At 40.9% G+C, this 22,268-nt stretch carries 24 protein-coding genes; 9 read left to right on the plus strand and 15 right to left on the minus strand.

Features of this window, described 5'->3' with window-relative positions:
* Positions 1-86: 86 nt before the first annotated feature.
* A complete protein-coding gene (locus AC570H_RS13275; RefSeq protein WP_497355569.1) occupies positions 87-2,465 on the minus strand; it encodes an outer membrane beta-barrel protein in 2,379 nt (792 codons plus the stop codon).
* Positions 2,466-2,666: 201 nt separating this feature from the next.
* Here AC570H_RS13275 and AC570H_RS13280 point away from each other — a divergent pair, with 201 nt between their 5' ends.
* From AC570H_RS13280 to AC570H_RS13320, 9 genes are all read left to right on the plus strand, one after another.
* A complete protein-coding gene (locus tag AC570H_RS13280; protein ID WP_497355571.1) occupies positions 2,667-3,716 on the plus strand; it encodes a sensor histidine kinase in 1,050 nt (349 codons plus the stop codon).
* Entirely contained in the window at positions 3,709-4,440 is a 732-nt protein-coding gene (locus tag AC570H_RS13285; RefSeq protein WP_497355573.1) for a LytR/AlgR family response regulator transcription factor, read from the plus strand. Before AC570H_RS13280 ends, AC570H_RS13285 begins: the two co-directional genes overlap by 8 nt.
* A gap of 509 nt (positions 4,441-4,949) precedes the next feature.
* Positions 4,950-5,642, plus strand: coding sequence for an HAD family hydrolase (locus AC570H_RS13290; protein ID WP_497355575.1), 693 nt, complete (start codon positions 4,950-4,952; stop codon positions 5,640-5,642).
* Complete coding sequence (locus tag AC570H_RS13295) at positions 5,639-6,265, plus strand: CatA-like O-acetyltransferase (protein ID WP_497355577.1); 627 nt, start codon at positions 5,639-5,641, stop codon at positions 6,263-6,265. Before AC570H_RS13290 ends, AC570H_RS13295 begins: the two co-directional genes overlap by 4 nt.
* Before the next feature lie 488 nt (positions 6,266-6,753).
* The gene (locus AC570H_RS13300) at positions 6,754-7,155 is read left to right on the plus strand and encodes a hypothetical protein (protein ID WP_497355579.1); all 402 of its coding nucleotides are present in this window, start codon (positions 6,754-6,756) and stop codon (positions 7,153-7,155) included.
* Positions 7,156-7,209: 54 nt separating this feature from the next.
* Positions 7,210-8,781, plus strand: coding sequence for a helicase HerA-like domain-containing protein (locus AC570H_RS13305; protein WP_497355581.1), 1,572 nt, complete (start codon positions 7,210-7,212; stop codon positions 8,779-8,781).
* Between the two features lie 51 nt (positions 8,782-8,832).
* The gene (locus tag AC570H_RS13310; protein WP_497355583.1) at positions 8,833-9,732 is read left to right on the plus strand and encodes a nucleotidyltransferase family protein; all 900 of its coding nucleotides are present in this window, start codon (positions 8,833-8,835) and stop codon (positions 9,730-9,732) included.
* On the plus strand, positions 9,723-10,796 hold the full coding sequence (locus AC570H_RS13315) for a phosphotransferase enzyme family protein (protein WP_497355585.1): 1,074 nt from the start codon (positions 9,723-9,725) through the stop codon (positions 10,794-10,796). Before AC570H_RS13310 ends, AC570H_RS13315 begins: the two co-directional genes overlap by 10 nt.
* A gap of 40 nt (positions 10,797-10,836) precedes the next feature.
* Complete coding sequence (locus tag AC570H_RS13320; protein ID WP_497355587.1) at positions 10,837-11,529, plus strand: TMEM175 family protein; 693 nt, start codon at positions 10,837-10,839, stop codon at positions 11,527-11,529.
* 67 nt (positions 11,530-11,596) lie between these two features.
* Here the strand turns inward: AC570H_RS13320 and dnaK are convergent, their stop codons facing one another.
* The 14 genes from dnaK to rpsE all read right to left on the minus strand — a co-directional run bounded on the left by dnaK (position 11,597) and on the right by rpsE (position 22,265).
* The gene (dnaK, locus tag AC570H_RS13325; protein ID WP_497355589.1) at positions 11,597-13,507 is read right to left on the minus strand and encodes a molecular chaperone DnaK; all 1,911 of its coding nucleotides are present in this window, start codon (positions 13,505-13,507) and stop codon (positions 11,597-11,599) included.
* A gap of 238 nt (positions 13,508-13,745) precedes the next feature.
* The gene (locus AC570H_RS13330; protein WP_497355591.1) at positions 13,746-14,936 is read right to left on the minus strand and encodes a class I SAM-dependent methyltransferase; all 1,191 of its coding nucleotides are present in this window, start codon (positions 14,934-14,936) and stop codon (positions 13,746-13,748) included.
* A 98-nt stretch (positions 14,937-15,034) separates the two neighbouring features.
* A complete protein-coding gene (gene rplQ, locus AC570H_RS13335; RefSeq protein WP_497355593.1) occupies positions 15,035-15,631 on the minus strand; it encodes a 50S ribosomal protein L17 in 597 nt (198 codons plus the stop codon).
* 138 nt (positions 15,632-15,769) lie between these two features.
* Positions 15,770-16,762 (minus strand): DNA-directed RNA polymerase subunit alpha, encoded by a 993-nt coding sequence (locus AC570H_RS13340; protein WP_497355595.1) that lies wholly within the window; start codon positions 16,760-16,762, stop codon positions 15,770-15,772.
* A gap of 77 nt (positions 16,763-16,839) precedes the next feature.
* Positions 16,840-17,448 carry a 30S ribosomal protein S4 gene (rpsD, locus tag AC570H_RS13345; protein ID WP_497355597.1) on the minus strand — a complete coding sequence of 203 codons (609 nt, stop codon included), beginning with the start codon at positions 17,446-17,448 and terminating at the stop codon, positions 16,840-16,842.
* 66 nt (positions 17,449-17,514) lie between these two features.
* On the minus strand, positions 17,515-17,904 hold the full coding sequence (gene rpsK / locus AC570H_RS13350) for a 30S ribosomal protein S11 (protein WP_497355599.1): 390 nt from the start codon (positions 17,902-17,904) through the stop codon (positions 17,515-17,517).
* A 111-nt stretch (positions 17,905-18,015) separates the two neighbouring features.
* The gene (rpsM, locus tag AC570H_RS13355) at positions 18,016-18,393 is read right to left on the minus strand and encodes a 30S ribosomal protein S13 (protein WP_497355601.1); all 378 of its coding nucleotides are present in this window, start codon (positions 18,391-18,393) and stop codon (positions 18,016-18,018) included.
* A gap of 74 nt (positions 18,394-18,467) precedes the next feature.
* The gene (rpmJ, locus tag AC570H_RS13360; RefSeq protein WP_107214554.1) at positions 18,468-18,584 is read right to left on the minus strand and encodes a 50S ribosomal protein L36; all 117 of its coding nucleotides are present in this window, start codon (positions 18,582-18,584) and stop codon (positions 18,468-18,470) included.
* Between the two features lies 1 nt (position 18,585).
* The gene (gene infA, locus AC570H_RS13365; RefSeq protein WP_010599888.1) at positions 18,586-18,804 is read right to left on the minus strand and encodes a translation initiation factor IF-1; all 219 of its coding nucleotides are present in this window, start codon (positions 18,802-18,804) and stop codon (positions 18,586-18,588) included.
* A 71-nt stretch (positions 18,805-18,875) separates the two neighbouring features.
* Entirely contained in the window at positions 18,876-19,661 is a 786-nt protein-coding gene (map, locus tag AC570H_RS13370; RefSeq protein ID WP_497355605.1) for a type I methionyl aminopeptidase, read from the minus strand.
* Positions 19,662-19,669: 8 nt separating this feature from the next.
* Positions 19,670-21,004, minus strand: a complete 1,335-nt coding sequence (gene secY, locus AC570H_RS13375) for a preprotein translocase subunit SecY (RefSeq protein WP_497355607.1) — start codon at positions 21,002-21,004, stop codon at positions 19,670-19,672.
* 3 nt (positions 21,005-21,007) lie between these two features.
* On the minus strand, positions 21,008-21,454 hold the full coding sequence (rplO, locus tag AC570H_RS13380) for a 50S ribosomal protein L15 (RefSeq protein ID WP_497355609.1): 447 nt from the start codon (positions 21,452-21,454) through the stop codon (positions 21,008-21,010).
* Between the two features lie 108 nt (positions 21,455-21,562).
* Positions 21,563-21,742: a 50S ribosomal protein L30 gene (gene rpmD, locus AC570H_RS13385; RefSeq protein ID WP_497355611.1), complete on the minus strand. Its 180-nt coding sequence runs from the start codon at positions 21,740-21,742 to the stop codon at positions 21,563-21,565.
* Positions 21,743-21,746: 4 nt separating this feature from the next.
* Positions 21,747-22,265, minus strand: a complete 519-nt coding sequence (gene rpsE, locus AC570H_RS13390) for a 30S ribosomal protein S5 (protein WP_199141332.1) — start codon at positions 22,263-22,265, stop codon at positions 21,747-21,749.
* Between the last annotated feature and the right edge of the window lie 3 nt (positions 22,266-22,268).

The raw sequence follows: 22,268 nt of genomic DNA on the forward strand, positions 1-22,268 counted from the left end.
TAAAGCTAAACCCATCTTCCATTTTACCTCTCACATTTTACATCCTTTCTAATTTCAGACTCCAGACTAAGGACTAAAGACTTTAATTACTGATTCCTCCCCTGTTCCTCTGCCGATCCAGAGTTTCTTTTGCGTATATCAACTTTCGAATTGCCAAAGCGATAATTGAAACTCAGCCTAAAACTTCTGCTATCGTAACGGCTTGAATAATCACTTCGGTAGTTTCCATAATTGGTTTCGCCCTTTTGAATGGAACTGAAAAAGATATCATTTACGTTTAACGATAAAGTAGCCTTGTCTTTCCATAAGCTTTTGCCAAATCCCATGCCCACCGTATAAAAAGGCAGGTTAACCTGGTTGCCATAAGTTACCTTGGTGCTTCCATAAAAATTTACATCGGCATACCATTGGCTAGAAAGCTTAAAGTGGCTGTTCATGCTGGCCGTTCCAGCCAATTGTTTAACTTCTACCATTTCGTTTTGATAGTCGAACCGGTAACTATTCAAAGATGAGCCCACACTCAAATTAAAGTCCCACAGCTTAAAAAACTGTCGGGCATAAGTTACATATAGCGAAGTATTGTTATTGGTATGCAAATTGGCTTTCAGATTGGTCGTGATTTTTGTTTGGTTATCTACTACTTGCAAATCTTTGATTACATCGCTCACATAGCTATAGGATAAGGCAAAAGAAAGCCCATTGGACAGGTTAAGCCCCAGCCTCAACTGGTCTGAAAAGGAAGGATTCAAATAAGGATTGCCTCTCGAAACAGAATAGGCATTGCGGTAAATGGCAAATGGATTGAGGTAACTATAGCTTGGCCTGCCGATACGGCGCGCATAAGATAGAGACAGGCTTTGCTTGCCCAATTTGTAGCCCAAGGCAATATTAGGGAATAGATTGATATAGCTCCGTTTCACCAAACTATCTAGCGTAACCGAATGTCCATTGGTAAAAGTCTGTTCGGCACGCAGCCCTGCCTGAACTGTAAATTTGCCCCAGGTTTGTCTGGTACTGGCATAGGCTGCCAATAAGGTTTCTCGGTAACGAAAATCATTGCTGCCCAAATCGGCAAAAGAACCGCCATCAGTACTATACAGCGAACTAAACTCGTTGTCGAGGTTGACATAGCTTCCCTTAACACCCAGCTCTAGGCTTCCATTGTAAAGTTTTTGGCTATAATCGGCCTTGTAGCTATAAATGCCTGATAAAGTTCGGCCATCCTGCAAAAAGAGCTGGCTAGGCGCCAATTGCTCTCCGTTAGGTGCTTGGAGCAGCAAATCTAAGCGGTTATCAGTATTCAGGTCAAACAAACCTACATCCAAATCCATGCTCAGCTCTTGCTTTTTGGCAGAGTCCAATAGGTTTTTATAATTGAGGTTGAAGTTGATTCCTTTGCCCAATCTTTTATTATTGGCATTGTTCAGCCTTAACGAATCAACCATTTCACGCTGCAGTTGCTGGATGCGAGTTTCAGTTGTCAGTTCGGGATTATTCTGTCCGCTGTTAGCAGTAACCAACACCCCTATCACATCGTTCTTATTTAAAAAATGATCCCATCCCAATCTTAGGTTATGGCCTTGCCATGGTGTGCGATACACTTCCTTATCACGCAGTTCAACGCCAATTTCATTCAGATAAGTATTACGGTCTATTTGTTGCGATTGCCTGCCAAATGAATAACTGTAGCTACCGTACAAATAATCGTTTTTTCTTCTCACATTAAACCCAAAAGATGCACCATTGCCGTTAAAATATTTCCAGCCATGCCCAGCACTCAAACCGAGAATCAGATCGTAGCCAGGTTTATCGCGTTTTAAGGTTTTAATGTTAATGATCGGCCCTCCACCCTGTGCATCGTATTTGGCCGAAGGCATAGGGATGAGTTCAATTTTACCAATGGTGGCCGGACTGGTAGTCGACAATAGTTGGATCAGCTCTTGTCCGCTGAGCCTGGTCAACCTGCCGTCTATCATTACCTCCACGCTTTTTCCTTCCAATTTCAGCTCGGTTTCATTGAGCAGTACCACACCCGGCAGTTTTTTGAGGATGTCGATCGCATTGCTGCCAGCTTTAAGGTTGCCATCTACATTCACTACGGTTCTGTCAAACTGTTGTTCCAAAAAGGGCCTGTTTCCTTGTATGGCTACCGCTTTAAGCAGTTGGGTTTCTTCTTGCAACTGGATTTTTAAATCGGCTCCCGCCAAGGCCTTGTCCCTGTAAGCGATGTAACCAACGTGAGAAACCACAAAATAAGTTTGTCCATCGGGCAGTTGAAGTTTGAACTGTCCTTTTTCATCTGTAAATACCTGTTGCAAAGATTTGTCGCTATTTTCTTTGTATAGCTGAATTGATGCACCAGGTAATGCCAAGTTATCTTTTCCAGTAACCTGCCCTGTTAAAATTCCCTGCTGTGCCCAAAGCATTGTAGGAAAAAGCCATAAGGCTAATAAGATTTGTTTCATTTGTTAGTTGATTGGTTGATGCGAAAATACCCTCACATTTCACAACAAAGGCACAAAATCCCTGAACGCCCAGCTTTGCTCTGCCAAGCCTCGTATTTCAACGGCAAGACCTTTGCAGACGGGATCAGCATTTTGGCAGATGAATAGGCAGTTATGGTCGATTAGCCATTTAAACTCGGATAAAAGCTATTACCTTTAAACATGAAATTCAAATGGCTTTGGCTCTGTTTGGGCTTTTTCGTTTTCTATAATTTTCAGGAAATTGCCTGGGCCATTGGCAATTACATTGGCAGCGGTACGCCTATTTTAAAATTCATTTTTGGCAACAGGATCATTTCTTATCCCTTTTATTTTATTACCTGGCTGGTTTGCACCACCTTCGCCTATGCTATTTTTTACATTTTCTTCTATAAAAAGCAACAGAAAATATTCGCTGTTGCCGTGTTTTTGGTCGTAGCTATCCCGTTGATGATCTGTTTTCGCTACCTGATGCAGGAAATCATATACTTCGAACTTACTGGCAAGCATAATTATAGCGCAGGCATGCGGGCACCTTTTCGCTATTTTTTAGACAACATCTTCTTCACCATTTATTACAGCGCATTCGGCATTGTGTTTTTCTTTATCCAGCATTCCGGTTATAACCAGAAAAAACAGAATGAGCTTTTGCTGCAGAACCGGCAGGCAGAACTCTCTTTTCTCCGTTCGCAGATCAATCCGCATTTCCTGTTCAACAGTCTTAATAATGTGTATACGCTGGTTTATCAGGGCTCCGAAAAGGCTTTGGGTTCCATTAGCAAGCTGTCTGAATTGTTGCGCTATATGCTGTATGAAAAAGAAGAATGGGTGCCATTGCTCAAAGAGGTGCAGTACCTGCGCAATTTTATCGACCTGCAGCTGATGCGCTACGATTTTGTACCAAACTATAAGGTTAAAATCGATTTGCCCGCAAACTGTACCTTAAAAATAGCTCCCCTTACCCTTATCCCTTTTGTAGAAAATGCTTTTAAACATGGAGATTTAAAGGATAATCAAATGCCTTTAACGATTGAATTGACCGCAACAGGTCATACCATCAATTTTAGGGTGAACAATAAAAAGGGTAACTTTAACAAAGACGAAACCGGTGGAATTGGCTTAGAAAATATAAAAAAACGGCTCGAACTGATGTATACTGGCCAACATACCTTGCAAATCTCCGATTCCGAAACACAATATGCCATTAACCTACAGATGAAGCTACATGAATAACCTGGAGAAAGAAATCAGCTGTTTAGTGGTAGACGACGAGCCTTTGGCCTTGGCCTTATTGGCCGATTATATTGAAAAAACACCTGGATTAACGCTCACCAAAGCTACTTCAGATCCGCTGGAAGCCCTAAAACTGGCTAAAAACGGCATGGCAGATCTGGTTTTTCTAGACATGCAGATGCCAGAACTTTCGGGCATTCAGTTCATGAAGATCCTGCAAAAGAAAAGCCTCGTTATCGTCACCACGGCTTATGGCGAATATGCATTGGAGAGTTATGACCATCATGTAGTGGATTACCTGCTCAAGCCCATTACTTTTGAGCGCTTTTGGATGGCGATAGAAAAAGCACAAGAGCGTTTCAATGGTGTTGTTGTTCAGAGTCCGGTTTCCAATCAGGCTACAGCAGCCAACCAGTTCATCTTTGTAAAAACCGACTACAGGTTAGTTAAAGTGGCCTTAGATGATATTTTTTATTTAGAAGGCGCGCGAGATTATGTGATTATCCATACCCCTACCGAACAATTGCTCACCTTGCAAAGCATGAAATCGTTAGAAGACCAATTGCCCGATGACCAGTTTATGCGTGTGCACAAATCTTATGTCATTTCGCTCAACAAGATCAGTTTCATAGAGCGTGGCCGGGTAGCCATCAACAAGCAACTGATCCCCATCAGCGATATGCACAAAGATCGACTGCTCGAAAAATTGAGGCTTCCACGCTAGTAAAGCATTTTTAAGTCAACTACTCAATTGTTGAACTGTTTAACCACCCCGACCTGTGGGCACCGCTCCAAGTGAAAACCGTAGTTTTGAAAAACAATGGCAATGCTCATCGGCAATTGTCGCCCTCCTTTCCGCTTTACTCCATTACATTCCGTGTTCGCTCCAATAAGGTTTAGTTAATAAAGGCCCGTAGTTCTTTTGTTAATGTAGGGTGTTAATCGTTGAATTTTTAAATCGGTTAACTGCTCATTGCAACCTGCCAGCTATGGGCTGCTTTTGCCAACTAGCCCCGATAGCAGCGGCAGCCCCGAGGAACGCGGGCTATAGCGGATAGCGGGACCGGCTTTCATAGCAGCGGCAATGGGCGCTCTAAATTATAGAATACATGCCGGGGTTGCTCAACTGCTCATTGCAAACTGCCAACTGTGAACTTTCATTTAAATTCCTTCTTCTATTTTTACCTCTACCATCTTATTTATACATTTACCACGCGAAAAAGCACCAACACAATGAAACACATCAAAGTCATCGCATTCGATGCCGACGACACCCTTTGGGTAAACGAACCTTATTTTAGAGAAGCTGAAGACAAGTTTTGTGCATTGCTGCAAGATTACCTGCCTCTGCACAGTACAGCTGCAGAGCTGTTTAAAGTTGAAATCAGGAACCTGCCGCTATATGGTTATGGCATCAAAGGCTTTATGCTGTCTATGGTGGAGACCATTGCTAGCATAACCGAAAACACAGCCAGCATAGAAATGGTTAATAAGGCTATTGAATTTGGAAAAGAACTGCTAAACAAGCCAGTAGAGCTGTTGGATGGCGTAGAAGAAGTGCTGCAAAGCCTCAAAGGCCAATACCGTTTGGTGGTGGCTACCAAAGGCGATCTATTGGATCAGGAAAGAAAACTGCAGAAATCAGGCTTGGAAAAATACTTCCATCACATCGAAATTATGAGTGATAAGAAAGAAAAAGACTACCTGAAGCTCTTAAAACACCTAGATTGTCAACCCAACGATTTCCTGATGATCGGCAATTCGCTTAAATCTGATATTTTGCCCGTACTGCAATTGGGTGGCCATGCCGTGCATGTACCCTACCATATTACCTGGGAGCACGAAACCGTAGAGAACAACGTAGCGCACGAAAACTTTACTGCTGCAGAAACCATAACAGATATCTTAAGCCTTTTGAAACGATGAGACAATTGTTTGACTTAGAAAACTGGCCCAGAAAAGACCATTTCAATTTCTTTAACCGCTTTGAAGAACCGTTTTTTGGCGTAGTTGTCGACATCGACTGTACCGTTGCCTATGATAAGTGCAAAAAAGAAGGAAAAGGATTTTTCTTGTATTATTTGCATAGTGCCTTAGTGGCCGCCAATTCGGTAGAGAATTTTAGGCTAAGAATAGAGGACAACCAGATTTACATATACGATCAGGTCAATGCTTCGGCAGTAATCAATCGCCCTGATGGCACCTTTGGCTTTTCTTATATCGACTATTCACCTGGTTTTGAAGAATTTCAAATTGGAGCCAAAAAAGAAATAGAGCGAGTGCAAAATTCAACAGGTTTGGTTCCAGCCGGCTCTGGCGATAATGTGATCCATATTTCGGCCATACCCTGGCTTAAATTTACTTCGCTATCACATGCGCGCAGCTTTTCGTTTAAAGACAGCTGCCCGAAATTTTCTTTTGGCAAGATGACCGAAAGCAATGGCAGCAAAACCATGCCTGTTTCTATCCATGTAAACCATGCCTTGGCCGATGGCTACCATGTCAGCTTGTTTGTAGATGGGTTTCAATCCCTAATGAATAGGCAATAACAGTTATAGGCCATTATTTGAACAGCCTTGTTAAGCAAATCAAGAAGATTCGGTTAGGCAGTTTGATAATCTAACTCAAATGCGTCTGCTAAGCTTAATACCTCTTCTTGCGAGATCGATCGTGGATTTAGATATTGCTTTTCTAGCAAGCCCAAAGAAATTTTAATTTGGCCGGCAGAAGTCCTGATCAAGCATTCGTTATCTTGAATAGAATTCGATAGGTATCTACCAATCTTCTTATTAGCTTCCGCAAATCTAAATACCAATTCGTGAAATATAAATACAGGGTAATTCATATTTCAAAGCTAGCGATGACTCTTGAGAAGGGCAAGTTATTATATTGTTAACAATGCTTAACATTAAATTAATATTTGCTTAACATTTTCTTGACTCGATTGACCAAATATTAATCAAATCAATAAATTCTTAAATAAAAGAACCTTTATTTATATTGGCGTAGGTCACTCTAATTAAAAATCTACCAAAACATGATTAAACAGGAAAAAGAAACAACTCACGGCTTTCTTAAAAAATTGAGTTATTTTAACCTTGGTTCATGCTTAATTTATTTAACCTTGGCCAAATTTCACAACGATTGGGTTGCTTTTATCCTACTTTTATTCCCTTTAATTTTTAATTGGAGAGTACTACAAAATCTTAAGCTAAAGCAGTTCAAGAGAGGGATTTGGCAATACTTAACAGCAATTACCACCTTAGTTTATATCACATTTTCTGTATTTGTCATTACAAGAAGGGCCCTACTTCCTTTAGCGCATGAAAAAACGACAGCTATCCTTTTAGGCTTAGAAGCCATTTTTTCAGTGGCACTTCTTCTTCATTTTGTGCTCTCTTTAAAGATGAACAATCAATATGAACTGAATAAAAATTAATCTTTCCCTTTTGCAGATTTCTTTCTTAATTTAAAGCCATCAAACAGCTATACTATGAGCGATCAAAAAGCACTATTCATCGAAAAAATCAAAGCCTCTTATGCGCCAACAGGTGCATCCATCTATTTGGGAGCAGGAATTTTAAATGGCGAGGTATTAGGCGATGCCGAAGTAAACCTGCCTCTGCGGATGATGAACCGCCATGGCTTAATTGCCGGTGCAACAGGAACTGGTAAAACCAGGACATTGCAGCTTTTGGCCGAACAGCTTTCAGATGCAGGCGTGCCTGTTTTTATGCTCGATGTAAAAGGAGATCTCTCTGGACTTAACCAAGCAGGAGCTAGCAATCCGAAAATAGAAGAAAGGGCGCAACAGCTTAAAAAGCCTTTTACCCCTAGCGGCTTTCCTATCGAACTTTATTCGCTAAGTGGCAAGTTGGGCGCGCAGATGCGCGCAACCGTAACCGAATTCGGACCAGTGCTCTTGGCTAAAATCCTCGAATTGAACGAAACACAAACAGGCGTTTTGGCAGTTATTTTTAAATATGCCGACGACAACAAAATGCCGATCGTTGATTTGAACGACCTTAAAAAATTATTAGGCTATTTGGCCGAAGGAGCTGGCGCAGCCGAAATCAAAAGCAGTTACGGCTCGATTTCTACTGCTACCTCAAGCACTATTTTAAGAAAAATTGTAGCCATAGAACAGCAAGGTTTGGCCGGCATGTTTGGCGAAACATCTTATGACATAGATGACCTTTTTAACAGAGTTGATGGGAAAGGCGTCATCAGTCTGCTCAACATCGCCGATGTACAAAATCAGCCGGTGCTGTATTCTACTTTTCTGTTGAGCTTATTGGCTGAAATCTATCAGGCCATGCCAGAAGCCGGCGATTTGGACAAGCCAAAATTGGTTTTCTTTTTTGACGAGGCCCATTTATTATTTAATGACGCACCAAAAGCATTTTTAGATCAGGTAAATACCATCATTAGGCTCATCCGTTCTAAAGGCATTGGCGTGTTCTTTTGCACCCAGTCGCCAATGGATGTTCCAGAAAGCGTATTGGCACAATTGGGCAATCGTGTGCAGCATGCCTTAAGGGCCTTTACGCCAAATGATGTAGATGCCTTAAAGAAAACGGTCAATACTTATCCAAAGTCGGAATTTTACGAAATCGATAAGGTATTAACTTCTTTGGGCACGGGTCAGGCATTGGTCACTGTACTGAACGAGAAGGGCATACCAACCGAGGTTTCGGCCACCATGCTTACGCCGCCAAGAGCCGTGATGGGTCCAATGGCCGCCATCGACTGCGAAAAACTGATGCAAGCGAGTCCGCTTTTTACAAAATACCAGGAAAGCATCGATCCTGTGAGTGCTTTTGAAATGCTTACCGATAGGATCAACCTCAAATTGGCCGAAGAAAACGAAGCCAAAGCGGCTGCCGAAGAGCAAAAAAGACAAGAAGAAGAAAGCAAACCAAAACCTGGCGAGAAAAGCATTGTAGAACAGGTAATGGGTGCTACCATTACTCGCCAAATTGGCAAAGAGATTGTGCGAGGAATATTTGGCATGCTAACTGGCAAAAAACCGAGAGCTAAAAGCGGTGGTATTTTTGGCTTTTAAAACTTACCTTTGGGGTTCATCTATTTACCTAAATCTTTTATTTAATTTTTAATGAAACCAACCTTATTAATACTGGCAGCTGGGATGGCCAGCCGCTACGGAAGCATGAAACAAATTGATGGTTTTGGACCAAACGGTGAAACCATTATCGACTATTCAATTTACGACGCTATGAAAGCCGGATTTGGCAAAGTGGTGTTCATCATTAAAGAAGAGTTTTTAGATAATTTTAAAGGCATATTTGAGCCTAAACTAAAAGGCAAAATCGAAACTGATTATGTTTTCCAAAATTTCGATCTCAAACAATTTGGTATAGATGAAGAGATTTATAGAGAAAAGCCTTGGGGTACTGCCCATGCCATGCTATCTGGAAGAAAAGTGATCAAAGAACCATTCTGCATCATCAATGCCGACGATTTTTATGGCTACGATGCCTTTAAAAAAATGGTCGATTTCCTGACCAACGAAGTTACAGATAGCCAATATGCTATTGTAGGCTACCAAATAGGCAAAACCTTATCTGATTTTGGGTCGGTATCTCGTGGCGTTTGCCAAGTAGATGAAGCCGGAAATATTACCGAAATCAACGAGCGTACCAAAATCTATAAAAAAGACGACAGCATTGTTTACGAAGAAGACGATAAAGAATATCCTTTAGCCTTTGAAACACCGGTATCGATGAACTTCTGGGGCTTTACGCCAGCGGTTTTCAAAACTACCGAAGAGCAATTTGTAAAATTTGCCTTGGCTAACAAAGAAAAGCCTAAAGCAGAATTTTTTATTCCTTTGGTAGGCGAATACCTAGTGAAAAACAATATCGCCAACTTTAAAAATATACCTACAGCAAACCAATGGTTTGGCGTTACCTATAAAGAAGACAAGCCAATTGTGCAGGCCAGTATCGATCAGTTGATCAAAGACGGTGCCTATCCAGAAAATTTATGGAGCTAAACCTTGACGGTAGTATTCTAAAAGCTTACGGATTTGATCAAAACGCCGTAACATTACAACAAATAGGTTCGGGACACATTAACCGAACCTATTTGCTTTTGGCGCCAAACCAGCAAAAATACATCCTTCAAAACATCAATGCCCAGGTTTTTCATGAGCCCTCGGCCATTGCGAACAACATCAATGCCGTAGCCGATTACTTGAAGGTTCATTATCCAGCTTACTTATTCCCCGCACCAATCGCGACCATTCATGGCGAGCTCATGGCAAAGCACAACGGCGAATATTGGCGCCTGCTGCCCTTTGTAAACGATACGGTTGCCTTCGATACGTTGAACGAGCCCAAACAAGCCTACGAAGCCGCAAAGCAATTTGGCAAGTTGAGTTTGTTGCTCAATGCTTTTGATACGACTGTACTAAAACCTACCATTCCAGGCTTTCATAATTTGGCCTTGCGTTATGAGCAGTTTACCTTTGCCCTAAGCCAAACCAGCTCCCACTTCAAAAACGAAGCCAAACCAGCCATTGAAATGGCCTTGCAGTATGAGTTCATTTTAAACTATTATCATTCTTACGAACATCGGAAAGATTTTCCAGATCGCGTGATCCACCACGACAGCAAAATAAGCAACGTACTGTTAGATGCTGTTACCCACGATGGTGTTTGTGTAATAGACCTGGATACCCTCATGCCCGGAAAATTCATTTCAGACTTGGGCGATATGTTACGAACCTATATTTGCGCCTTCTCTGAGAACGAAACCAACCTTGAACTGATCAAGATCCGTTTGCCCTATTTTAAGGCAACCATAGAAGGTTATCTTTCGGAAATGGGACAAATTCTTACTCCCACCGAAAAAGAGCTGATTTTATTTTCTGGGAAGTACATGGTGTACATGCAGGCACTTCGCTTCTTAACCGATTACCTTAACGGAAGCATTTATTATCCCATCTCTTATCCTCACCAGAACCTAGACAGGGCTAAAAACCAGTTTAAGCTTTTAAAAGAGTTGTTCGACAAGGAAAAGGTATTGCAGGATATTATTGAAGAATGCTTACCTTAAATCGTATTTTAAATTCAAATCACCCCTATCAACTATTAACATGTCTCAAATTAGCAATGAAATTAAAAAGGAATTCCAGATTGAGCGGATGATCCTTTTTACAGATGCCGTATTTGCTATCGCCATCACCTTGTTGGTTATCGAAATTAAGGCTCCCCACATTCCACACGGCTTTACCGCTGGTCAAATTACCGATCAATTGTTGAACCTCACCCCTTTGTTTATTGGTTTTATCATCAGTTTTTTTGTCATTGCCATTTATTGGCGTTCCCATCATCGGCTTTTCTCTTTTGTTAAGGATTACGATGACAGGCTGATCTGGCTAAATTTTTTCTTTCTTTTCACCATTATCCTCATGCCTTTTAGTTCGGCGTACTATAGCGAAAATTTCGAATATCATTTGCCATTCTATTTCTACTGTTTCAATGTAGCCGCAACAGGATTGTTAAATTATGCCATTTTAAGCTATATCATTAAACATCGAGGCCGCGTTTCCGAAGGCTTCGACGATATGAAGGCCAGGCAATTGGCCAGGTGCAGAACCCTGATCGTGCCCGGTATTTTCTTATTGGGTGCTTTGGCCAGTTGGGTCTTACCAGAAGGCATCCGTTATTATAGCCGGATGGTGCCGATATTGATTTGGCCGGCATTGTTTACCTTAAACAGGTTTTTTGGCAAAAAGAAGGAATTGGAATACACTACGGCGACTGCACATCCCAAACACAAAAAATAAAGCATAAAAAAAAGCTCCCAAGAATTAACTCGGGAGCTTTTTTATTTATCGTTCTTCGGAATTAAGACTATTTCTTATCGTCGTCTTTTACTTCTTCAAAGTCAACATCAGTTACGGTATCGCCACCTTGTTGTTGTCCATCAGCCTGAGGAGCTTCACCTTGAGGTTGGCCCTCTTGACCAGCTTTGTACATTTCTTCAGAAGCAGCATTCCATGCATTTTGCAATTCGGCTTGTGCAGCATCGATATCGGCAAAATTACGGCTTGCATGTGCATCTTTCAATTTTTTCAAGCCTTCTTCAATTGGAGCTTTTTTATCGGCTGATAGTTTTTCGCCAAACTCTTTCAATTGTTTCTCGGTTGAGAAGATCAAAGCATCTGCACTATTGATTTTATCAGCTTCTTCTTTTGCTTTCAAATCAGCTTCAGCGTTAGCTTCTGCCTCTTGTTTCATTTTCTGAATTTCGGCATCGGTTAAGCCAGATGAAGCTTCGATACGGATTTTTTGTTCTTTGCCAGTTGCTTTATCTTTAGCACTTACATGCAAAATACCGTTGGCATCAATATCAAAAGCAACTTCTACCTGAGGCACGCCACGTGGTGCTGGTGGAATTCCGTCTAAAATGAAACGGCCAATTGTACGGTTCTGAGCAGCCATTGGACGCTCGCCTTGCAAAATATGGATCTCCACCGATGGCTGGTTATCAGCTGCAGTTGAGAAAGTTTCTGATTTTTTAGAAGGAATGGTTGTATTTGCTTCGATCAATTTGGTCATTACGCCACCCATGGTTTCGATACCCAAAGAAAGCGGAGTAACATCCAATAACAATACGTCTTTAACCTCACCGGTTAATACACCACCTTGAATAGCTGCACCAATGGCAACCACTTCGTCAGGGTTCACACCTTTGCTTGGCTCTTTGCCAAAGAAGGCTTTAACAGCATCCTGAATAGCAGGAATACGGGTTGAACCACCTACCAAGATAATTTCGTCGATATCGCCTACGCTCAAACCAGCATTTTTCAAGGCCGATTTACAAGGATCGATTGTACGTTTGATCAAATCACCAGCCAATTGCTCAAATTTCGCACGGCTTAGGGTTCTAACCAAGTGTTTAGGACCGCTAGCATCGGCAGTAATGTAAGGCAAGTTGATTTCTGTAGAAGTAGTGCTCGATAGCTCGATTTTAGCTTTCTCAGCAGCTTCTTTTAAACGTTGCAAGGCCATTGGATCTTTGTGCAAGTCCATGCCATTTTCTGTTTTGAACTCTTCTGCCAACCATTCGATAATGATGTGGTCAAAGTCGTCACCACCCAAGTGCGTATCGCCATCGGTTGATTTTACTTCGAAAACGCCATCACCCAACTCCAATACCGAAACGTCATGCGTACCACCACCGCAGTCAAATACCACAATTTTCATGTCTTTGTGGGCTTTGTCTAAACCATAGGCCAAAGCAGCTGCAGTAGGCTCGTTAATGATACGTTTTACGGCTAAGCCAGCAATCTCGCCAGCTTCTTTGGTTGCTTGGCGCTGTGCATCGTTAAAATAAGCAGGAACGGTAATTACCGCTTCTGTTACTTCTTGGCCTAAGAAATCTTCTGCAGTTTTTTTCATTTTTTGCAAAATCATTGCCGAGATCTCTTGTGGAGTATATTTACGGTCGTCAATTTCTACACGTGGTGTATTGTTGTCGCCTTTAACCACTTTATATGGTACCCTGGCAATTTCTTTTGCCACTTCAGCATAGCTGCTGCCCATAAAGCGCTTAATCGAATAAATTGTTTTGGTTGGGTTTGTTATTGCCTGACGTTTTGCAGGCTCGCCCACTTTACGCTCGCCGTTCTCTGCAAAAGCAACAATAGATGGCGTAGTACGTTTGCCCTCGCTGTTTGCTATAACTACAGGTTCGTTACCCTCCATTACAGAAACGCAAGAGTTTGTTGTTCCTAAGTCTATACCAATTATTTTTCCCATTTTATTATATATTTCTTAAAGTTTTAATGTTTACATAGCCTAATAACAAGCAATGTGCCAATTAGGTTTTGGCAGAAATAGTCCTCAAAACTCTGCTAAAATGTAATGAAACAGCCATTTTTCGGCTGACAGCTTGGCAGAATTAAGGGTTAAGGTAGAAAGGCTGAAGGATTAAAAGGCTAAGGCTTAGGTAAGCGAATGGAAGTGCTGCTTGGCCCAAACAGTCCTGCTGTACGCTTTACTGCGTAGCCAGCTCTAAAAGCCTTTCCAAATGATGGTACCCGATGCCAAAATAAGCCTTGGTCTCTTTTATCTTTTGCAATATTTCTTCTTTGCTCTTTGTTCCTTTATCCTTATGCTTCACCCCTACCACCAGCACGTTCTTTGGCGTATGCGCATCAGATATAAATTCGAACACTTTGGTTTTATAGCCAAAATACTCTAATATCAGCGCCCTTATGCCATCGGTAACCATTTCTGCCTGGCGCTCCAGGAAAATACCATACTTGGTTAAAAAAGACACCTCATTCTTCACTTTGTGTTGTTCTATTTCCCGCCTGATCTGCTTGTGGCAACAAGGTGCAACTACAATCAGCTCTGCATTGGCTTTGATGCCTTTGTAAATCGCATCGTCTGTAGCTGTATCGCAGGCATGTAGGGCAATCAGCAAATTGATTTCGCTAACTTTATAATCTTCAATCGTACCCTGTACAAATTGCAACTGTTCAAAACCAGATTCTTTGGCAATACCATTACAGAGTTCCACCAGATCCTCACGGTACTCTACCCCAATTACATGGGCCGGCAATTGGAGTTGTGTATGCAAATAATCATAGAGCGCAAAGGTTAAATAGCCCTTTCCAGCACCCATATCTACTACATTTTTGATCGTACCTTCAGGCAGCTCCTTAATCAGCGAACTTAAAATCTCGATGTACTGATTAATCTGTTTATACTTATCCTGCGCATTCTTATATACATTGCCTTCGGCATCGGTAATCTTAAGCTCATGCAGGTAAGAGCCGTTTGGCTTAATTAACCGCTTCTTCTCTTTGTTATGCCCAACCTTAGCCTCCAATTTAACCTGCAGCTCTTTTTCCCTGATATCAATGGTATTTTTGCGGTGTTCTAAGATAAACTCCTTTTGCTCGGTGAATAAAGTGGCGATCTTAAAGTCGTTTTCAATAAGCTTCAAAATTAGCGCAACACCTCCCGCAATTGGATGGTTCTTAAAAATATCCCTCGTTTTGTAACGGTAGTTAAAAGAGAGCATAGCCTGCCTTTTAATAAGTACCTGCTTTACATAAATATTTTTCAACGCCTCTTCCTGGCCTTGGTAATTGCCCAAGGATAGTTTCACAAACTGGTTGGCACTTAGGCTGTCGTTTAAAAGTTCTTCAAATCTGGTTAAGGCGGTAACACTTGTCATGGGGCAAAATTAAGGCAAATAAATTAAACCGTTTCTTTGTCAAATAAAAAACCCCTTAAGGCTTTCCTTAAGGGGTTCTTATCTTTTGGGTAAAAGAATTAAGCTTTTGGTGCTTCTTCTTCAGTTGCAGGAGCTTCTGGAGCTGCCTCTTCTGTAGCAGGAGCCTCTTCTACTGCCGGAGTTTCTTCAACAGCTGGTGCTGCTTCTTCTACTTTCTCAGCTTTAGGTGCTTTTTCTTCTTTTGCTTCAGTTGCAGGGGCATCAGCTTTTTTAGCTTTGCTTCTACCTCTACGAGTAGTTTTCTTCTCTGCAGCTGCGGCATCTTTACCGTAAACTTCGTTGTAATCTACTAATTCGATCAAAGCCATTTCTGCGTTATCACCCAAACGATTGTTCAATTTGATGATACGAGTGTAACCACCTGGACGGTTAGCTACTTTGGTTGCTACGTCACGGAACAATTCAGTAACGGTTTCTTTATCTTGAAGATAAGAGAAAACGATACGACGTGAGTGAGTAGTGTCGTTTTTAGATTTTGTAATTAGAGGCTCAACATAAATACGCAAAGCTTTTGCTTTTGCCAAAGTAGTTGAAATTCTCTTGTGCTTAATTAACGATGAGGCCATGTTTGCCAACATTGCTTTTCTATGCGATGTGGTTCTGCCTAAATGGTTAAATTTTTTACCGTGTCTCATTTTTTGTTTTGTAAAGTGTATACCGTCTCTTTGAACTTAATCTGAGGGAATTATACACTGTGAATATGATATTATTCTTATCTAGTGCTAGCTTTAATCTACAGTTTCACAACTGGTAACTCAAAACTGAGAACTTGCTTATTCTTCGTCTAACTTGAATTTGGCTAGGTTCATTCCAAACGATAATTGTTTAGATTTTACCAGCTCCTGGATTTCAGTTAATGACTTTTTACCGAAGTTTCTGAACTTCAACATATCTGCTACATCATAAGAAACCAAATCAGCCAAAGTGCGGATATCGGCAGCTTTTAGACAGTTCAAGGCACGAACAGAAAGGTCAAGGTCTACCAGTTCAGTTTTAAGGATTTTGCGCATATGCAAGATTTCCTCGTCAACTTCTTTGGTTTCTTCTTTAGCCTGAGATTCTAATACCAAGTTCTCGTCAGAGAATAGCATGAAGTGTTGGATCAAGATTTTGGCTGCTTCTTTCAAAGCTTCTTCCGGGTGGATCGAACCATCGGTAGAGATATCCAAAATCAATTTCTCGTAATCGGTTTTTTGTTCAACACGATAGTTTTCGATCGTGTATTTTACGTTCTTCATTGGGGTGAAGATAGAGTCGATAGCGATCACGCCAACTACTGTATCTGTAATTTTGTTCTCTTCTGCAGGAACGTAACCACGACCTTTATTGATAGTCAATTCTACCTCTAAAGTTACTGATTTCTCCATGTTGCAGATTACCAACTCAGGGTTTAACACCTCGAAGTTGTTAGAGAATTTGGTAATATCACCAGCCAAGAACTGCTCTTGACCATTTACAATGATGAATACTTTTTCTGAATCGCCAGACTCACCTACTTTCTTGAAACGAACTTGTTTCAAGTTTAAGATGATCTCTGTTAAATCTTCTACAACACCTTTAATGGTAGAAAACTCATGAGAAACGCCTGAAAAACGAATACTTGTAATGGCAAAACCTTCTAATGAAGAAAGTAGGATTCTTCTTAGGGCATTACCAATTGTTACACCGAAACCGGGCTCTAAAGGACGAAATTCAAATTGACCATCGAAATCTGTTGATTTCTGCATGATTACCTTATCTGGTTTCTGAAATGCTAAAATTGCCATTTATAATGTTTTTAGATTTTTATTAATGTTGTGTAACGTAAAAAAAGTTAAAGCCACAAGGGCTTTAACCAAATCTATTACTTAGAGTACAACTCTACTATAAGGTTCTCTTTAATGTTTTCTGGGATCTCGTCGCGGTTAGGATAAGCTAAGAACTTACCTGTTAACTCGCCAGCATTCCAATCTAACCAATTGAATTTGTTGATTGATCTGCCTGCAACAGAGTTGGTGATGGCTTCTAATGTTTTAGATTTCTCACGTACTGCTACCACGTCGCCAGCTCTTAATTGATATGATGGAATATTAACAACCTCTCCGTTTACAGTGATGTGCTTATGGCTAACCAATTGACGTGCACCTGAACGGGTTGGAGCAATACCTAATCTGTATACTGTGTTATCTAAGCGTGCCTCAAGCAATTGCAATAAGTTATCACCGGTAATACCTTGACGTGACGATGCTTTAGTGAACAAGTTGCGGAATTGTTTTTCCAATACACCATAAGTGTATTTCACTTTTTGCTTCTCCATTAACTGGATAGCGTACTCAGATTGTTTTCCTCTTCTTTTTGAAGCACCGTGTTGGCCTGGAGGATAATTTTTTCTATCTAATACTTTGTCAGGGCCGAAAATTGGCTCTCTGAACTTACGGGCTATTTTGGACTTTGGTCCGGTATATCTTGCCATTTGTTTTTGATTTTAAAGTATCATACAACCTGTAGCTGCAGACTCTTAGCTTTAAAAATTAATTGATTAAACTCTTCTTTTCTTAGGTGGACGACAGCCGTTGTGCGGAAGTGGAGTGATGTCTTTGATAGACAATACTTCAATACCAGCTACTTGCAAAGTTCTGATGGCAGACTCACGGCCTGAACCTGGACCTTTAACAAATACTTCAACTTTACGCAAACCTAAATCAAATGCTACTTTACCACAGTCTGAAGCTGCTTGGCCTGCTGCATATGGAGTGTTCTTTTTAGAACCTTTGAAGCCCATTTTACCTGCAGACGACCAAGAAATAGTTTGACCGTTGTTGTTGGTTAGGGTAATAATGATGTTGTTGAACGTAGCGTTAACGTGTGCCTGACCAACAGGCTCAATTACAACGATACGTTTTTTGGTAACTTTTTTACTTTTAGCCATTTTATGTTTTAATTATTTAGGAGATGAATTACTAGATTAACGAATAACCTGGACCCATCAACTCTTGTAATTTTATATTCCAAACAACCGCTACCGGTTGTCTATCAATTACTATTTAGTAGCTTTTTTCTTGTTAGCAACTGTTTTTCTCTTTCCTTTACGGGTACGAGAGTTGTTTTTGGTACGTTGGCCACGAACAGGCAAGCCTTTTCTGTGACGAAGACCACGATAACAACCGATGTCCATTAAACGTTTGATGTTCAATTGAACCTCAGAACGCAAAGCACCTTCTACCTTGATGGTATCGTTGATGATGGTACGGATCGCCGACAATTCGTCGTCTGACCAATCTTGTACTTTTTTGTTAAGGTCGATCCCTGCTTGGGTCAAAATGCTTTGAGCAGTTGATCTGCCTACTCCGTAGATGTAGGTTAGACCGATCTCACCTCTTTTGTTTCTTGGTAAATCAATACCTGATATCCTTGCCATATTTATATATTGCTTTTAAATGAACGACCGAACGGCGGGCCACCGTTGTACGGATCTCGTTCCAATGTTTTTAATTATCCCTGACGTTGCTTGTATTTAGGGTTTTTCTTGTTAATTACGTAAAGTTTACCTTTACGACGAATAACCTTGCAATCAGCGCTACGTTTTTTAATTGAAGATCTAACTTTCATTTTATTTATATCTATAAGTAATTCTGCCTTTCGTTAAGTCGTAAGGCGACATCTCTAATTTAACTTTGTCTCCAGGTAAAATTTTGATGTAGTGCATCCTCATTTTTCCTGAAATGTGGGCGATAATTTCATGTCCGTTTTCGAGTTCAACCCTAAACATCGCATTCGATAATGCTTCCCTTATTACTCCGTCTTGTTCAATTGAGGCTTGTTTAGCCATATAATATTGATTTTTACTTAATTAGCTGTTATTAAACAGGGTTGCAAAATTAAATAAAAATTTTTAATTTTTTACTTTTTTTCTTGTAAAACTTCTTCAATCAGAGAAAAGGTAGATAAAACATCTGCTTTGCCCTTTTTGACTGCAACCGTATGTTCAAAATGTGCGGAAGGTTTGTTGTCTTTGGTGGTTACGGTCCAGCCGTCTGACCAAAATTTAATCCCGGCAGTACCAGCATTGATCATTGGTTCGATGGCAATAACCATTCCCTCTTCCAGTTTAATTCCGCTTCCTCTCTTACCATAGTTAGGCACTTCTGGCTTCTCGTGTAGCTGAACGCCAACACCATGCCCCACAAGCTCTCTAACTACCCCAAAGCCATTGGTTTCGGCATGGTTTTGCACGGCAAAGGCAATATCGCCGATGCGCATGCCCACAACCGCTTTTTCTATAGCCAAGTTGAGGCACTCTTGAGTTACCTTGGTTAGTTTTTGTTTTTCTGCGTCTACTTCTCCAATAGAAAAAGTATAGGCAGAATCTCCAAAGAAATTGTTTTTGATGACACCGCAATCAACAGAGATCAAGTCTCCTTCCTTAATTACATACTCGCTAGGGAAACCATGTACCACTTGTTCGTTTGGCGAAATGCACAACGAATTAGGGAAACCGCCATAGTTTAAAAAAGCGGGAATGGCTCCATGGTCATGAATAAATTCATAGGCCAGTTTATCCAGGGCAAGCGTAGTAATGCCTGGTCCAATAACTTTGGCCACTTCGGCCAAAGTTTTGGAAACCAGTAAAGAACTTTCTCTTATTAATTCGATCTCCTCCGGAGATTTATAAAATATTTTCGACATGTTTAATCTTACAACGCAGCAGTGCCACCAGCAGCCGGGATACCCGTACGGCCAGTAACTCTTCCTGTTTTCATCAAACCGTCATAGTGGCGCATCAATAGATAACTTTCGATCTGCTGTAAAGTATCCAATACTACACCTACTAAAATCAATAATGATGTACCTCCAAAGAAATGGGCAAATTCTTGTTGAATACCCAATCTTACAGCAAACGAAGGCAGAATGGCGATGATGGCCAAGAACAACGATCCAGGGAAGGTAATCTTAGAGATTACATCATCAATGAAGCTTGAAGTTGCCAAACCTGGCTTGATGCCCGGAATGAAACCACCGTTCTTTTTCATATCATCAGACATCTGAGTTGGGTTAACTGTAATGGCTGTATAGAAGAAAGTGAAGGCAATGATCAAAAACGCAAATGTTAAGCTATACGTTACCGAAGTAATATCTGTATACGAGTGTAACCAGCTATCGGTTAGCTTAGGGAATATTCCAATCAATGCATTCGGGATGAACATCAATGCCTGGGCAAAGATGATCGGCATTACGCCGGCCGCATTAACTTTTAAAGGAATATATTGCCTTACGCCCCCTACTTGTCTGTTGCCAACAATTCTTTTGGCATATTGTACAGGCACTTTACGTACCCCTTGAACAATAAGGATGGTAAACATAATCACTGCAAATAAAGCTACGATCTCTAATACCAATCTAATCAATCCACCGTCGTTGCCTGCAAATACAGAGCTGATCTCTTGTTGGATTGCGATTGGTAAACGGGCGATGATACCTACCATGATGATCAATGACGTACCATTACCAATACCTTTATCTGTTATTTTTTCACCTAGCCACATTACAAACAAGGTACCAGCGGTTAAAACAAAACCAGAAAGTACATAGAAAGTAAAGTGATCGATCATGATGGCATTGGTAGGAACCTGTGTTTTAACATATCCTACGGCCTGCACAGCAGTAATTGCTACGGTTAGGTAGCGGGTGATTTGCGTTAATTTTTTTCTGCCGCTCTCTCCTTCTTTTTGCATTTTTTGGAAAGAAGGTACTGCAATGCCCAACAACTGAACTACGATAGACGCAGAGATATATGGCATTACGCCCAATGCTACGATAGACACCTTAGAAAAGGCACCACCTGCAAACATATCCAATAAGCCTAACAGACCGGTTTTTTGAGTATTGCTTAACTGAGTTGGATCTACACCCGGTAGTACAACTTGACAAACGAACCTGTAAATTACAAGAATCATGAGCGTATATAGAATACGCTCTTTTAATTCCTGTATTTTCCAAATATTACTTAAAGTAGTAAATAGCTTCTTCATTAATTACAATTTTACGATTGAGCCTCCAGCAGCTTCGATTGCTTTTTGCGCACTTGCAGAAAAAGCATGAGCTGTAACTTCTAACTTCGCTTTAACTTCGCCACGACCTAGGATTTTTACCAAGTCGTTTTTAGAAGCCAAACCATGCTCTTGCAAAGCAGCGAAATCAATGCTCGACAAGTTGTGTTTCTCTGCCAAGCCTTGTAGTACGTCTAAGTTTACGCCTACATATTCGGTACGGTTGATTGGTTTGAAACCAACTTTAGGCACACGGCGTTGCAATGGCATTTGACCACCTTCGAAACCAACCTTAGTTGAGTGTCCAGAACGTGAACCAGCACCTTTGTGACCACGGGTTGAAGTACCACCGCGACCAGAACCTTGTCCACGACCAATTCTTTTGCTACTTTTTACAGAACCTTTTGCAGGTTTTAGATTACTTAAGTTCATTTTTAAAACTTGTTGTGTTGCCCTTCGCTTTCACTAATCAGGAACAACGATAAATAAATAGAAAATCTGCTTAGGGCATTTTGCTGCATCCTAAGCAGATTTTAATAATTAAACAGTCTCTATAGCTACTAAGTGATTAACTTTTCTTACCATCCCAATAATGGCAGCGTTAGCTTCAACCTGTACGCTTTGGTTCATTTTAGTTAAACCTAAGGCTTTCATGGTCCTTTTTTGGCTTTCGCTTCTATCGATAATGCTTTTTATTTGGGTTATTTTAATTTTAGCCATGATATTATCCGTTAAAAACTTTGTTTAAATCCACACCACGGTGCTGAGCTACGGTATACGCATCACGCATTTTGGTTAGGGCATCTACTGTTGCCTTTACCACGTTGTGTGGGTTTGATGAACCTTTTGACTTAGCCAATACGTTATGGATACCGGCACTCTCTAATACGGCACGCATTGCACCACCAGCAATTACGCCGGTACCTACAGCTGCAGGCTTGATCAAAACGAAACCGCCAGAAAACTTGCCGATTTGCTCATGAGGTACGGTACCATTCAAAACAGGAACTTTTACCAAGTTCTTTTTTGCATCGTCTACACCTTTTGCAATGGCTTCTGTAACCTCTTTCGCCTTGCCCAAACCGTAACCAACAACACCTTGCTCATCTCCTACAACTACGATAGCTGAGAAGCTGAAGGTACGGCCACCTTTGGTTACCTTGGCAACACGTTGTATGCTAACTAAACGATCTTTTAATTCGATCTCGCTAGTCTTTACTCTTTTTATATTGATAGTTGACATCTT

The sequence above is a fragment of the Pedobacter sp. B4419 genome (assembly GCF_059693725.1).

Coding starts and splice junctions, on each gene's coding strand:
- rpsE (WP_199141332.1), bottom strand. CDS start 22,265: ATGTCAACTATCAATATAAAAAGAGTAAAGACTAGCGAGATCGAATTA.
- rpsM (WP_497355601.1), bottom strand. CDS start 18,393: ATGGCAAGGATATCAGGTATTGATTTACCAAGAAACAAAAGAGGTGAG.
- AC570H_RS13290 (WP_497355575.1), top strand. CDS start 4,950: ATGAAACACATCAAAGTCATCGCATTCGATGCCGACGACACCCTTTGG.
- AC570H_RS13300 (WP_497355579.1), top strand. CDS start 6,754: ATGATTAAACAGGAAAAAGAAACAACTCACGGCTTTCTTAAAAAATTG.
- rpmD (WP_497355611.1), bottom strand. CDS start 21,742: ATGGCTAAAATTAAAATAACCCAAATAAAAAGCATTATCGATAGAAGC.
- rpsD (WP_497355597.1), bottom strand. CDS start 17,448: ATGGCAAGATATACCGGACCAAAGTCCAAAATAGCCCGTAAGTTCAGA.
- map (WP_497355605.1), bottom strand. CDS start 19,661: ATGTCGAAAATATTTTATAAATCTCCGGAGGAGATCGAATTAATAAGA.
- infA (WP_010599888.1), bottom strand. CDS start 18,804: ATGGCTAAACAAGCCTCAATTGAACAAGACGGAGTAATAAGGGAAGCA.
- AC570H_RS13320 (WP_497355587.1), top strand. CDS start 10,837: ATGTCTCAAATTAGCAATGAAATTAAAAAGGAATTCCAGATTGAGCGG.
- AC570H_RS13275 (WP_497355569.1), bottom strand. CDS start 2,465: ATGAAACAAATCTTATTAGCCTTATGGCTTTTTCCTACAATGCTTTGG.
- AC570H_RS13340 (WP_497355595.1), bottom strand. CDS start 16,762: ATGGCAATTTTAGCATTTCAGAAACCAGATAAGGTAATCATGCAGAAA.
- AC570H_RS13295 (WP_497355577.1), top strand. CDS start 5,639: ATGAGACAATTGTTTGACTTAGAAAACTGGCCCAGAAAAGACCATTTC.
- AC570H_RS13305 (WP_497355581.1), top strand. CDS start 7,210: ATGAGCGATCAAAAAGCACTATTCATCGAAAAAATCAAAGCCTCTTAT.
- rplQ (WP_497355593.1), bottom strand. CDS start 15,631: ATGAGACACGGTAAAAAATTTAACCATTTAGGCAGAACCACATCGCAT.
- dnaK (WP_497355589.1), bottom strand. CDS start 13,507: ATGGGAAAAATAATTGGTATAGACTTAGGAACAACAAACTCTTGCGTT.
- rpsK (WP_497355599.1), bottom strand. CDS start 17,904: ATGGCTAAAAGTAAAAAAGTTACCAAAAAACGTATCGTTGTAATTGAG.
- AC570H_RS13315 (WP_497355585.1), top strand. CDS start 9,723: ATGGAGCTAAACCTTGACGGTAGTATTCTAAAAGCTTACGGATTTGAT.
- rplO (WP_497355609.1), bottom strand. CDS start 21,454: ATGAACTTAAGTAATCTAAAACCTGCAAAAGGTTCTGTAAAAAGTAGC.
- secY (WP_497355607.1), bottom strand. CDS start 21,004: ATGAAGAAGCTATTTACTACTTTAAGTAATATTTGGAAAATACAGGAA.
- AC570H_RS13330 (WP_497355591.1), bottom strand. CDS start 14,936: ATGACAAGTGTTACCGCCTTAACCAGATTTGAAGAACTTTTAAACGAC.
- rpmJ (WP_107214554.1), bottom strand. CDS start 18,584: ATGAAAGTTAGATCTTCAATTAAAAAACGTAGCGCTGATTGCAAGGTT.
- AC570H_RS13280 (WP_497355571.1), top strand. CDS start 2,667: ATGAAATTCAAATGGCTTTGGCTCTGTTTGGGCTTTTTCGTTTTCTAT.
- AC570H_RS13285 (WP_497355573.1), top strand. CDS start 3,709: ATGAATAACCTGGAGAAAGAAATCAGCTGTTTAGTGGTAGACGACGAG.
- AC570H_RS13310 (WP_497355583.1), top strand. CDS start 8,833: ATGAAACCAACCTTATTAATACTGGCAGCTGGGATGGCCAGCCGCTAC.